We start from the raw sequence: 11,955 nt of genomic DNA, 5'->3' as shown, positions 1-11,955 counted from the left end.
CGTGAGCGCCAACCCCCGGGGCCGCGGCCGCGGTCGCGCGAAGAAGTCCCACGACGAGGCCGAGCACCCCGACGAGCGCTGGATGGCGTCGTACATGGACATGATCACGGTGCTGATGTGCATGTTCCTCGTGCTCTTCGCGATGTCCACCGTCGACCAGGAGAAGTACATCCAGCTGAAGCAGTCGCTCGCCACCGGTTTCGGCGAGGTCGACTCGCAGAAGATCGACACCGCGAGCGGCACCGTCGTGACGAAGGACCAGGTCGAGGACGGCTCCGGCTACTCGACGGACAAGTCCCAGGCCGACCACTCGACCGCGTCATCGGGCACGAAGGACACCAACGTCGACCCCGCGTCGACGGTGGTGCCGACCACGGCGAGCAAGCAGGACCTCGCCGAGGCGAAGCGCGAGCTCGACGACCTGACGAAGCTCGAGCGTGCGATCCAGCGCAACCTGGCGAAGGCGGGCCAGACCGAGAACGTCCAGTTCACCGTGGACGCCCGCGGCCTGATCGTCCGGTTGATCGGCAGCGAGACGTACTTCGGCACGAACAGCGCGGACCTGTCCGACCAGGCGCGGTCGATCATGGACGCCATCGCGCCGGTGCTGAAGACCTCCGCCCACGACGTCAGCGTCGAGGGGCACGCCGACCAGCGGAACTCGACCGCGCCGTACGCCACCAACTGGGAGCTCAGCGCAGCACGGGCGACCGGGGTCCTGCGCGACCTGGTCGAGCGGGGCGGGATGCCCGGCGACCACGTGCAGAGCGTCGGGTTCGGGTCGAGCCGACCGCTGGCGAAGGGCGGCACCGAGCAGGACCTCGCCCTGAACCGGCGGGTCGACATCGTGGTCCTGTCGAACGCCGACCAGGACGTCAGCGCCCTCATGCCAGCGCTGGCCAAGGCGCAGGACGGAGCACAGCAGGGCTGAGACACGCAGCGCAGCAGGGCTGGGACACGGAGCGCAGCAAGGGCTGGGACACGCAGCGCGCGGAGCGCACGAGCGCTGCCGCCACCGCCCCACTACGGGGTACAGCACTGACGGGTGCCCCACAGGTGACCGATAGACGCACCCGTGACCGAGACCCTGCCAGCGCCCGAGGTGTACGACTTCGCGCGCCCGTCGACGCTGGCCCGTGAGCACGCCCGGGTCCTCGAGCTCGCCTTCGAGACGTTCGCGCGCCAGTGGGGCACGCAGCTGACGGCGAAGGTCCGCGCGGTCAGCCAGGTCACCTGCGAGCAGGTGGAGATGACGACGTACGACGAGTACGCCGCGTCGCTGCCCGCGCTCACCGGCATGGTGCTGCTGCCGATCACCGGCCTGACCCCGAAGGGCGTGCTGCAGGTCCCGCTCGACGCCGCCCTGACGTGGGTGTCGCACGCGCTGGGCGCGTCGAAGCCGCTGCCGACGCCGGACCGCACCTTCACGCCCATCGAGCAGGCCCTGGTCCGCAAGATCGTCGAGGACGCCCTCGACGACCTCCGCTACTCGTTCGGCGGGCTGCTCGCGCAGGACGTCACGGTCGGCGGGTTCCAGTTCAACAGCCAGTTCGCCCAGGCCGCGCAGAAGGGCGACCTGATGATCGTCGCCTCGTTCTCGATCCGGGTCGGCGACCGCATCGCCCCCGGCACGCTGGCCCTGCCGGCCGAGGCCGTCCTGCCGCAGCTCGGCGAGGCCGCCGCACACGTGTCGCCCGCCGACGCCCGAGCCCTGCTCGACGCGCAGCTCGAGAGCGTGCCCGTGGGCGTCAGCCTGCGCTTCGCCCCGGCCGCGGTCCTGCCGACGCAGGTCCTGCGGCTCGCCGTCGGCGACGTCCTGCCGCTGCCGCACCCGCAGCACCGGCCCCTCACCATCGCGGTCGACGGCGAACCCGTCGGCACCGCCGCGGTCGGCGCGAACGGCTCGCGCCTCGCCGGCATCGTCGTCACCACCACGAGCACGGAGCAGCACTGATGACCGAAACGACCACCCTCCACACCGCAGCGGCCGAGTCGCTCGCGGCGCAGCTCCCGACGGCCGCCCCCTTGACCGCGGTGCTCCTGCCTGGAGGCGCGACACCGGTCGTGCTCGACGCGGCGACGGACGCCGTGGTCGCCTCGTTCGTCGGCGGCCTGTCGGCCGATCTGGCGCTCGTGCTCACCGACCTCGAGTCGATCACGGCCGCCGGAGGCACCGACCACGGCATCGTGGCCGTCACGGACGTCCTGCGTCCGTCGCTCGAGGCCGCGGCCGGGGTCCTCGGCGTCGGGGTGCTCGGCGAGGCCAACCGCGAGTCGGCCGCGTCGCTGCTGGCCGACCCGGACACCGTCGTGTTCGAACTGACCGCCGGTGGCCTGCCCGCGGGGTGGTTCGGCATCCGGATCCGCGAGAACGGCACGGTGTCGGCGCCCGTCGTGGCGAACCTGCCCGCCGGCAACCTCGGGCGGATCAACAATGTCGAGATGACCCTGACGGTCGAGATCGGCCGCACCCGGATGTCGGTCCGCGACGTGCTCGGCATGGAGCCCGGCGCCGTCGTCGAGCTCGACCGCAGTGCCGGTGCCCCCGCCGACGTCCTGCTGAACGGCCGCCTCATCGCGCACGGCGAGGTCGTCGTCGTCGACCAGGACTACGCGGTCCGGATCACCCGCATCCTCGACGTCGCCGAAACGGTCTGACCCGCGCGTGGACACCCTCGTCGTCACCCTCCGCGTCGCGCTCTCGCTCGGCGTCGTGCTCGCCCTCATGTGGGTGCTGCACCGCGCGAGCCGCAAGCGCTTCTCGGGCAAGCCGTCGGGCCGTCGTGCCGCGACCGTCGAGGTCGTCGGCCGGCAGGGCATCGGCGGCAAGGCGAGCGTCGTCGTGGTCGACGTCGAGGGGGAGCGGCTCGTGCTCGGCGTGTCCGAGCACGGGGTCAACCTGCTCACCAGCGGGCAGGCGCCCGCGCCGGAACTCACCATCGTGACCGGACCGGTGGCGCTGCCCGTGCGTCCCGCCCCGTCGGCCGACGCGTTCGGTCGGGAACTCGCGCAGCAGTCGGACGCCACCACGGGCCTCCCGGCAGACACGGACGACGTGACCCGCACGACCGACGCGACCAGCGCCATCGCGCCGCTGCCGATGCGCCCGCGCAACCGTCGCCCGCAGCGCGCCGTGCCGAGCGCGCAGCAGCTGCAGGGCTCGATCCTGTCGGTCGACACCTGGCGCCAGGCCGCCGCCGCGCTGCGGAACCGGCGGGCCGGGTGACCGCGGCAGGGCCGCACCGGCTGGCACGGTCGGGTCGACTCGTCGCCCTCGTCCTGCTCGGCCTGGCGGTCGTGGCCGGGTTCCTGATGCTCACGACGACCGGTGCGCACGCCGCCGGTGTCGTCGAACCCACCGCCCCGGCGACCCCGACCGCCCCCGCGACCGGTGACTTCAGCGTCAGCGTGAACGGCCCCGACGGCACCCCGTCGTCGGCCGTGGTGACGCTCATCGGCATCACGCTGCTGAGCGTCGCACCCGCGCTGATGCTCATGATGACGTCGTTCACGAAGATCTTCGTCGTGCTCGCGATGACCCGGAACGCGCTCGGGCTGCAGTCCATCCCGCCGAACCAGGTGATCGCCGGACTGGCACTGTTCCTGTCGCTGTTCGTGATGGCACCGGTGCTCGGGCACATCAACGACGACGCCCTGCAGCCCTACCTGGCCGGGCACCTCGACTTCAACCAGGCCGTCGAGATCGGCACGAAGCCCCTGCGGACCTTCATGCTCCACCAGACCCGTGACGAGGACGTCGCCCTGATCACCCGCGCCGCCGGGCTCGACAACCCGAAGTCGATGGCGGACGTGCCGATGACGACGGTGATCCCGGCGTTCATCATCTCGGAGCTCCGGAGCGCGTTCATCATCGGGTTCGTCATCTTCATCCCGTTCCTGGTGATCGACCTCGTCGTCTCCGCGGCCCTGATGTCGATGGGCATGATGATGCTCCCGCCGGTCATGATCTCGCTGCCGTTCAAGATCCTGCTCTTCGTGCTGGTCGACGGCTGGGGCCTCATCATCACGTCGCTCATCGAGAGCTACCACGTTGTCTAGGGGGCACGCATGAACCAGCAGGCAGTCATCGACCTCGTGCTCCAGGCGCTCCTGGTGTCCGGCAAGCTCGCCGCCCCGGTGCTCATCACCTCGCTCGTCGTCGGCTTCGCGATCTCGCTGTTCCAGTCGGTGACGCAGATCCAGGAGGTCACGCTCTCGTTCGTGCCGAAGGCCGTCGCCGTCGCGATCGCCCTGGTGGTCTGCGGCAACTGGATGATCTCGGAGATGATCGCGTTCACGCACGTCGCCTTCGACATGATCCCGAAGCTGCTCGGGGCCGGTTGATGGAGCTCAGCATCGACGCCGACCGTCTGGAGGCGACCATGCTCGCCGGCGTCCGGCTCGTCGCGTTCTTCGTCATCGCGCCGCCGTTCTCGTACCGGGCGTTCCCCGGCACGGTCAAGGTGATCCTCGGGCTGGGGCTCGCCATCGGCGTCGCCCCGCGCGTCGCCGTCGGCTACGAGTCGCTCGACACGGGGCCGTTCCTGCTCGCCCTGCTCACCCAGCTCGTCGTCGGGCTGTCCCTCGGGTTCCTGGTGTTCCTGGTGTTCGCCGCCGTGCAGTCCGCGGGTGCGCTCATCGACCTGTTCGGCGGGTTCACGCTCGCGCAGGCGTTCGACCCGCAGTCCCAGGTCAACGGCGCCCAGTTCACCCGCCTGTTCCAGATGACCGCGCTCGCGCTGCTCTTCACCTCGGGCGGCTACCAGCTCATCGTCGGTGGTCTGGTGCGGTCGTTCGACGCCGTGCCGCTCACCGGTACCTTCGCGGTCGACGGGCTCGCGTCGATGCTCGTGACGGCGATGTCGCAGATGTTCCTCGCCACCCTGCAGATCGCCGGACCGCTCGTCGTCGTGCTGTTCCTGGCCGACGTCGGCCTCGGGCTGCTGACCCGCGTGGCACCGGCGCTCAACGCGTTCCAGATGGGCTTCCCGATCAAGATCGGCCTGACCGTCCTGTTCGCCGGCGCGCTCTTCATGGCCCTGCCCTCGGTGGTGTCGTCGCTGACCGGCGACGCCGTCGAGGCGATCACGGGACGGGGGTGACGACGTGTCCGACAGCGGAGAACGTTCCGAACAGGCAACCCAGCAGCGGATGCGCGAGGTCCACGAGAAGGGCCAGATCGGTCGCTCGCAGGACCTCGGCGCGTGGATCGGGATCGCCGTCGCGGCGCTCATGATCCCGGCCGCGATCGGCAACGCCGCGGCCGCCGGACAGGACCAGCTCCTCGCCGTGCAGCGGGCCATCGAGGACCCCGAGCTCGGTGCCGTGCAGGCCCTGCTCGCCGACGCCCTCGGTTCGATGGGTGCGACCCTCGGCCCGATGCTCGCGGTCGTCGCGGTCGCGGTGCTCGCCGCCGCCGTCACCCAGGGCGGGGTGCACTTCCGCAAGATGACGCCGCAGCCCGACCACTTCGATCCGATCGCCGGACTGAAGCGCGTGTTCGGCACCCAGGCGCTCTGGAACGGGGCGAAGGCGCTGCTCAAGACCGCCGTCGTCGGGCTCGTCCTCTGGTTCGCGGTGCAGGGGCTCATGCCGGTCCTGATGACGAGCGGCTCGCTGCCGCTGTCGGCCGTGCTCGAGGCCGCCGCCGCCGGGTCCGGCACCCTGCTGCGCGCCGCGATCGTCGCCGGGCTCGTCCTCGCAGCCCTCGACGTGTTCGTGGTGATCCGCCGCAACCGGAAGCGCACGATGATGACCAAACGCGAGGTCAAGGACGAGAACAAGCGGAGCGACGGCGACCCGCTGGTGAAGTCGCAGCGACGCTCCCGTCAGCTCGCGATGAGCCGCAACCGGATGATCCAGGCCATCGGCACCGCGGACGTCGTGATGACGAACCCGACCCACTACGCCGTCGCGATCAAGTACGAGCCGGGGAAGTCCGCGCCCCGGGTGGTGGCGAAGGGGGCCGGCCCGGTCGCCGACGTGATCCGCGCCCGTGCCGAGGACGAGCGCGTGCCGATCGTCCGCGACGTCCCGCTCACCCGGGCCCTGCACGCCGCGTGCGAGCTCGGGCACGAGATCCCCGTCGACCTGTACACGCCCGTGGCCCGCGTCCTGTCCTTCGTGATGGCGCTCAAGGCCCGTGGCACCGCTGCCGGCACGCACGCGCCGCCACGGCCGACCACCCCGGACGAGGTCGCGAGCGTCATCGACCCCGCCACCCTGACCGGGGACCTCCGCCCCCGCAGGCTCCGCACACCGCGCACCGCAGAGAACCAGACCGAAGGACTCCCCGCATGAACCGCAAGGACCTGCCGAAGCTCGTCGTCCCGGTGTTCATCGTCGGCATCATCCTGCTGCTGATCCTGCCGGTGCCGTCGTTCCTGCTCGACTTCCTGATCATCATCAACATCCTGCTGGCGCTGGTGATCCTGCTCACGACGCTGTTCGTGAAGAAGCCGCTCGACTTCTCGGTGTTCCCGTCCCTGCTGCTCGTCGCGACGCTGTTCCGCCTCGGCCTCAACGTGGCGTCCACCCGGCTGGTGCTCGGCGAGGGCTTCGCCGGTGACGTCATCCAGGCGTTCGGCCACGTCGCCGTCTCCGGGTCGATCATCATCGGCGCGGTCATCTTCCTCATCCTCATCGTCATCCAGTTCGTCGTGGTGACGAAGGGTGCCGAGCGCGTCGCCGAGGTCGGGGCACGCTTCACCCTCGACGCGATGCCGGGCAAGCAGATGGCGATCGACGCCGACCTGAACGCCGGGCTCATCACCGATCAGGAAGCCAAGGAGCGCCGCGCCGCGGTGTCCGCCGAGGCCGACTTCTACGGCGCGATGGACGGTGCGTCGAAGTTCGTCAAGGGCGACGCGATCGCCGGCATCCTGATCATCATCATCAACCTGATCGGCGGCATCGCGATCGGCATGCTGCAGAACGGACTGTCCGTCACCGACGCACTGTCGAAGTACGGCATCCTGACGATCGGTGACGGCCTGGTCACGCAGATCCCGGCTCTGCTCATGGCGGTGTCGACGGGCATGATCGTCACCCGGTCCGGCGCCGAGTCCGAGATGGGGTCATCGGCCGCGACCCAGCTGTCGCAGTCGCGGAACGCCCTGATGATCGCCGGTGTCGCCGCGATCGCGATGGGCTTCATCCCCGGCATGCCGATCCTGCCCTTCCTGCTCGTCGGCGCGACCCTGCTCTTCACGGGCTGGCGCATCGGCCGGAACGCCGCCCGGGCCGAGGCCGACGCCGCCCAGCAGCAGGCACTCGCAGCCGCGGCACCGACGGGCGACACCCCGGAGGACCTGCTCGAGCAGATGCGCGTGCACGCCCTCGAGATCCTGCTCGCCCCCGACCTGGTCGACATGGTGTCCGGCGCCTCGGACGACCTGCTCGGCCGGGTGCGTGCGCTCCGCCGCAAGATCGCGATCGACATGGGCATCGTCGTCCCGCCGGTCCGCACCCGCGACTCGATCGACCTGCCGCCGTCGACCTACGCCATCCGGATCGCCGGCGTCGAGGCGGGCCGGGGCACCGCGCCCGCCCGCAGCGTCCTGGCGCTCGGCGACCACCTGGACGGCCTGCCCGGCACCTCGACCATCGAGCCGGTGTTCGGCCTGACCGGCAAGTGGGTGCCCGCCGAGCTCCGGCACGCCGCCGAGATGACCGGCGCGACCGTGATCGACCGGGTCTCCGTGCTCGTCACCCACCTGCAGGCGGTCATCGGCGACAACGCCGCGCGCCTGCTCACCCGCGAGGACGTCAAGGTCCTGACCGAGGGCGTCAAGCAGGTCAACCCCGCCGCGGTCGAGGAGCTCGTCCCCGGCATGCTCTCGATGGCCGAGCTGCAGCGGGTGCTGCAGGGCCTGCTCGCCGAGCGCGTGCCGATCAACGACCTCGGCCGGATCTGCGAGGCCCTCACGCTCCGCGCCAAGGTGTCGACCGACCCCGAGGGGCTCGTCGAGTCCGCCCGTGCGGCCCTCGGCCCGGCCCTCGCCGCCCGGCACACCGACGCCGGCACCCTGCGCGTCATCATGATCGACCCGATGCTCGAGCAGTCGATGCTCGAGGGGCTCCGGCCGTCCGAGCAGGGCAGCCAGATCGTGCTCGACGCGCACCGCATCGAGCAGGTCCTGGGCTCCGTCCGCGACGCCGTGCGCTCCGTGGAGGACCAGGGGCTCTCGGCCGTCCTGGTCTGCGCCCCGCAGCTCCGCCCGGCCGTGCACCGCATGGTCGCCGCCCAGTCGAACGGGCTCCCGGTGCTGTCGTACCAGGAGGCCACCGCGGCGGGCTCCACCATCGAGACCGTGGGAGTGGTCCGTGCCGCCGACCCGATTGCAGCGTAGCGGCGCCACGCTCGAGTCCGTCCGCGACGCGGTCCGGACCGAGTTCGGCGCGGGTGCGCGGATCGTCGCGGCCGAACGCGTGACCACGCCGGGCTTCGGCGGACTGTTCCGCAAGGCGCACGTCGAGGCCACCGTCGAGGTGCCGGAACCGGGGGACCAGCCCACCGCCCGGGTCGTCATCGCCGACTCGCCCGTGCAGCGCGTCGGCATCGCCGCGCTGCTCGCCGACGCCGAGGCGGCCGAGGCCCGCATCGCCGGCACCGACGGCACCGCGACGACGCGGGCCGATGCCTTCGCGTCGGTGCTCGACGGGTTCCAGGCGGACGGGATCACGCCGCGCGACCCGCGCCCGACGCGCGCGCCGGCCGAGCCGGACGTGCCCGCCGGGGTCGACCCGCGCCTCCAGGCCGCCGCCGACGCGCAGACGGTGGTCGACACGCAGGCGGTGGCCGTCGCGCAGCCGGTCGTCGAGACCCGGTCGGGAGGCTCGTCCCGCGTCCTCGACGCGCCCTCGCCTGCTCCGGTGGCCCGGTCCACCGCGCCCGCTGTGCGGTCCGCGGACGGTGACCTGGTGCTCCTGGTCGGGCGGCCGAACGACGTCGACGCGGCCGCCGGGCTCTTCGCGGTGCGGCACGCGCTCCGCCCGACGGACGCCGCCGACCGCCGTGCCGCGATCCTGGCGCGGGCCGACGGCGTCCGCGACGGTCACGCGGTGCTCGCCGTCGCCGCGTGGGACGACCGGGCGACCGGCGACGCGCTGGAGGCCGACCAGGTGTGGGTCGTGGTCGACGTCGGGCGGAAGCCGGCGGACTCGGCCGCGATGGTGTCCTCGGTGGCCTCGCGACTGCCGGTGGTCGGTGTCGTGGCGATCGGTGCGGGGGAGACCGCCACGCCCGGATCGGTGGACCTGCTGGGGCTCCCCGTCGTGTCGCTAGGCTGAACGGGTGCTGGTACTCACGCGGAAGGTCGGCGAGCGGATCCTCGTCGGCGACGACATCGTCATCACGGTGCTCGACTCCCGGGGCGACGGCGTCCGGATCGGCATCGACGCCCCGCGCGGGGTGAAGATCCAGCGCGAAGAGGTCGTGCGTGCGGTCGCCGAGGCGAACGCCGAGGCCGCCGCTGCCGGTGACGACGCCGAGGCGCAGCTGCGCGCGGCGCTCGGAGCGCGTGGCGGGGCTGCCGCGGGCGGCTCGACTCCGTCGGGACCGACCGACTCCTAGCCGTCCGACGCAGCCGCGCCCGTCACGGGCGTGTCTGCTCGTCGATCACGGGCGGCTGCATGCGCGTGACGGGCGAGGCTGCACGTCCGTCACGGACGGGGCTTCTTCTCCTGTTCGGGCAGGCGGCCGGCGGCGACCTCGGCGGCGAACCAGGCACGGGCCTCGTCCTGTCGGGCCTGCTCGGCACCGAGCGCGATCGGCGCCCGGACGTGACCGGGCTCGTAGCCGAAGGTCTCGATCAGCTGCGGCACGATGGGCCGGACCCGGGCGACGAGCCGGTCGATGTACGCCGACACCGCGCGGGCTCGCTGCGCCGACAGTCGGCCGTGCAGCAGGTACCAGTCCAGGTGCTGCTCGAGCAGGCCGAGCGCGAACAGGTCGCGCAGCCAGACGAGCACACGGCGTGTGTCGCCCTCGGTGACCTCGTCGAGCGCCTCGGTGAAGGCGTCCCACTGCATGAGCTCGGCGTGCGCCTTCGACGCCTCGATGAGCTCGTGCTGCGAGCGGTTCAGCAGTCGGGCGGCGCGGGCTCGGTCCTTGCCGGCCGATGCCAGGCGCATGCCGATCTCGGCGACCATGGTGTCGACCCGACCGGCGAGCAGCTCGCGCTGCGTGCGGGGGTCCTGCAGGTCGGCGACGCTGGCGGCCAGGGAGCCGCGGTCGGCGACGGTCTGGCCGAGGCGGCGGATGCCGGACGCGTCGGCCAGCTTCGACGCCGCGACGGCGGCCACGAACTTCGCGGTGGACGCCGGGTCCTTCGGGGCCTTCGCACGGAACTCGGTGAGCAGGCGCTTGCCGACGAGCTGCAGCAGCACGGTGTTGTCGCCCTCGAACGTCACGTAGACGTCGAGGTCGGCGCGGAGCCCGGTCAGACGGTTCTCGGCGAGGAACCCGGCACCGCCGCAGGCCTCGCGGGCCTCCTGCAGGGTGTCGAGCGCCGACCAGGTCGACATCGACTTGAACGCTGCGGCCTGGGTCTCCAGGTCCTCCCGGCGCTCCGGGGTGTCTTCACGACCGCTGAAGACGTCGTCGAAGGTGCGCAGGAGCTTCTCGTGCGCGAACGACTGCGCGAACACCGTCGCCAGGCGCGGGATGAGCCGGCGCTGGTGCCGGCCGTAGTCGAGCAGCACGCCCTCGGTGCCGTCACCGGTGGGGAACTGGCGGCGCTGCATCGCGTAGGTCAGGGCGATCTGCAGCGCGATCTTCTGCGCGACGACCGCGGCGCCGTCGAGCGACACCCGGCCCTGCACCAGGGTGCCGAGCATCGTGAAGAACCGGCGGCCGGGCGAGGCGATCGGTGACGAGTAGGTGCCGTCCGCGGCGACGTCGCCGTAGCGGTTCAGCAGGTTGGTGCGGGGGACCCGGACGTGGTCGAACGCGAGCCGGCCGTTGTCGATGCCGTTCAGTCCGCCCTTGGGGCCGTCGTCCTCACCACTGACGCCGGGCAGGAACGCCCCGTCGGTGTCGCGGAGCGGGACGTAGAACGCGTGCACGCCGTGGTCGACACCGGCGGTCACGAGCTTCGCGAACACGACGGCGGCGTGTCCGTGCAGGGCCGCGTTGCCGATGTAGTCCTTCCACGCACCGCGGAACGGCGTGTGGATCTCGAACTCCTCGGTCGCGGGGTCGTACGTCGCCGTCGTGGCGATGCTCTGGACGTCCGAGCCGTGGCCGGTCTCGGTCATCGCGAAGCAGCCGGGGACCTCGAACGAGACGATGCCCGGCAGGAACTCGCGGTGGTTCGCCTCGGTGCCCAGGTGGTGCACGGCTGACCCGAACAGTCCCCACTGCACCCCGGCCTTGATCTGCATCGACGGGTCGGCGACGACGAGCTCCTCGAACGCCGCCAGGTTGCCGCCGTGGTTGTCCTGGCCGCCGAACTCGGTGGGGTAGGGACGCTGGATCGCCCCGGCGTCGACCAGGGTCCGGAGCTGCTCGAGCACGCGTGCCCGGTGCTCGGGGATCGGCTGGCCCTCGATCTTCTGCATCGCGGGGTTGAGCGCCAGGCGGCGGGAGATCCGGCGGTCCTCGGCCCAGCGTCCGAGCAGGAGCTCCTGCACCAGCTCGACGTCGATGCGGACGTCGGTGTCCGTCCCGGCGGTCGGGGTGCCCGCTGCCGGGTCGCCGGCGGCGTCCGCGTTCGGCGCGGCGTGCTGCGCGGCGTTCTTCGCGTCGACGTCCGGCGCGGTGTCGCTGCCACTGGCGGGGGTGGTGCGCTGGGCGGGTGCGGTGTCGACCATGGGCGGAGTCCTCCTGAACTGCGGTGTCCGTGTTGCACCGTCCACGCTAGACACCGGTGCCGACAGTGGCGGGAACGCCGTGCGGGCCGCACAACCCCGTGTCGCCCGTGCCGTCACGAGGTCGTGGGAACCCTCCAAAGA

General features: G+C 71.9%; 12 protein-coding genes. 11 read left to right on the top strand and 1 reads right to left on the bottom strand.

Annotated elements, in window-relative coordinates; translation table 11 throughout:
- Window position 1: 1 nt before the first annotated feature.
- The 11 genes from DEJ04_RS02275 (at window position 2) to csrA (ending at window position 9,574) form a co-directional block, all read left to right on the top strand.
- Entirely contained in the window at window positions 2-931 is a 930-nt protein-coding gene (locus tag DEJ04_RS02275) for a flagellar motor protein MotB (RefSeq protein ID WP_111046112.1), read from the top strand.
- A gap of 144 nt (window positions 932-1,075) precedes the next feature.
- Complete coding sequence (locus DEJ04_RS02270) at window positions 1,076-1,954, top strand: flagellar motor switch protein FliM (protein WP_084740413.1); 879 nt, start codon at window positions 1,076-1,078, stop codon at window positions 1,952-1,954.
- Window positions 1,954-2,658, top strand: coding sequence for a flagellar motor switch protein FliN (fliN, locus tag DEJ04_RS02265; protein WP_111022848.1), 705 nt, complete (start codon window positions 1,954-1,956; stop codon window positions 2,656-2,658). Before DEJ04_RS02270 ends, fliN begins: the two co-directional genes overlap by 1 nt.
- A 7-nt stretch (window positions 2,659-2,665) precedes the next feature.
- Entirely contained in the window at window positions 2,666-3,226 is a 561-nt protein-coding gene (locus tag DEJ04_RS02260) for a flagellar biosynthetic protein FliO (protein ID WP_111046110.1), read from the top strand.
- Complete coding sequence (gene fliP / locus DEJ04_RS02255) at window positions 3,223-4,059, top strand: flagellar type III secretion system pore protein FliP (protein WP_027465540.1); 837 nt, start codon at window positions 3,223-3,225, stop codon at window positions 4,057-4,059. The genes DEJ04_RS02260 and fliP overlap by 4 nt, the downstream gene beginning before the upstream one ends.
- 9 nt (window positions 4,060-4,068) lie before the next feature.
- Complete coding sequence (locus DEJ04_RS02250; protein WP_027465541.1) at window positions 4,069-4,344, top strand: flagellar biosynthetic protein FliQ; 276 nt, start codon at window positions 4,069-4,071, stop codon at window positions 4,342-4,344.
- Window positions 4,344-5,102: a flagellar biosynthetic protein FliR gene (locus tag DEJ04_RS02245; protein ID WP_071403902.1), complete on the top strand. Its 759-nt coding sequence runs from the start codon at window positions 4,344-4,346 to the stop codon at window positions 5,100-5,102. The genes DEJ04_RS02250 and DEJ04_RS02245 overlap by 1 nt, the downstream gene beginning before the upstream one ends.
- 4 nt (window positions 5,103-5,106) lie before the next feature.
- Entirely contained in the window at window positions 5,107-6,300 is a 1,194-nt protein-coding gene (locus DEJ04_RS02240; protein ID WP_111046108.1) for a flagellar biosynthesis protein FlhB, read from the top strand.
- Entirely contained in the window at window positions 6,297-8,351 is a 2,055-nt protein-coding gene (locus DEJ04_RS02235) for a flagellar biosynthesis protein FlhA (RefSeq protein ID WP_111046106.1), read from the top strand. The genes DEJ04_RS02240 and DEJ04_RS02235 overlap by 4 nt, the downstream gene beginning before the upstream one ends.
- Complete coding sequence (locus DEJ04_RS02230; RefSeq protein WP_146248623.1) at window positions 8,326-9,291, top strand: hypothetical protein; 966 nt, start codon at window positions 8,326-8,328, stop codon at window positions 9,289-9,291. The genes DEJ04_RS02235 and DEJ04_RS02230 overlap by 26 nt, the downstream gene beginning before the upstream one ends.
- A gap of 4 nt (window positions 9,292-9,295) precedes the next feature.
- Window positions 9,296-9,574 (top strand): carbon storage regulator CsrA, encoded by a 279-nt coding sequence (csrA, locus tag DEJ04_RS02225; protein WP_111046102.1) that lies wholly within the window; start codon window positions 9,296-9,298, stop codon window positions 9,572-9,574.
- 89 nt (window positions 9,575-9,663) lie between these two features.
- On the opposite strand, the gene DEJ04_RS02220 is transcribed toward csrA, so the two are convergent.
- On the bottom strand, window positions 9,664-11,814 hold the full coding sequence (locus tag DEJ04_RS02220; protein ID WP_111046100.1) for an acyl-CoA dehydrogenase: 2,151 nt from the start codon (window positions 11,812-11,814) through the stop codon (window positions 9,664-9,666).
- Window positions 11,815-11,955 lie beyond the last annotated feature (141 nt).

The sequence above is a fragment of the Curtobacterium sp. MCLR17_044 genome, from assembly GCF_003234435.1.
GTDB classification, from domain to species: Bacteria; Actinomycetota; Actinomycetes; order Actinomycetales; family Microbacteriaceae; genus Curtobacterium; species Curtobacterium flaccumfaciens.
The sequence above is the reverse complement of the archived record's forward strand: the minus strand, read 5'-3'. Positions and strand labels throughout refer to the sequence as shown.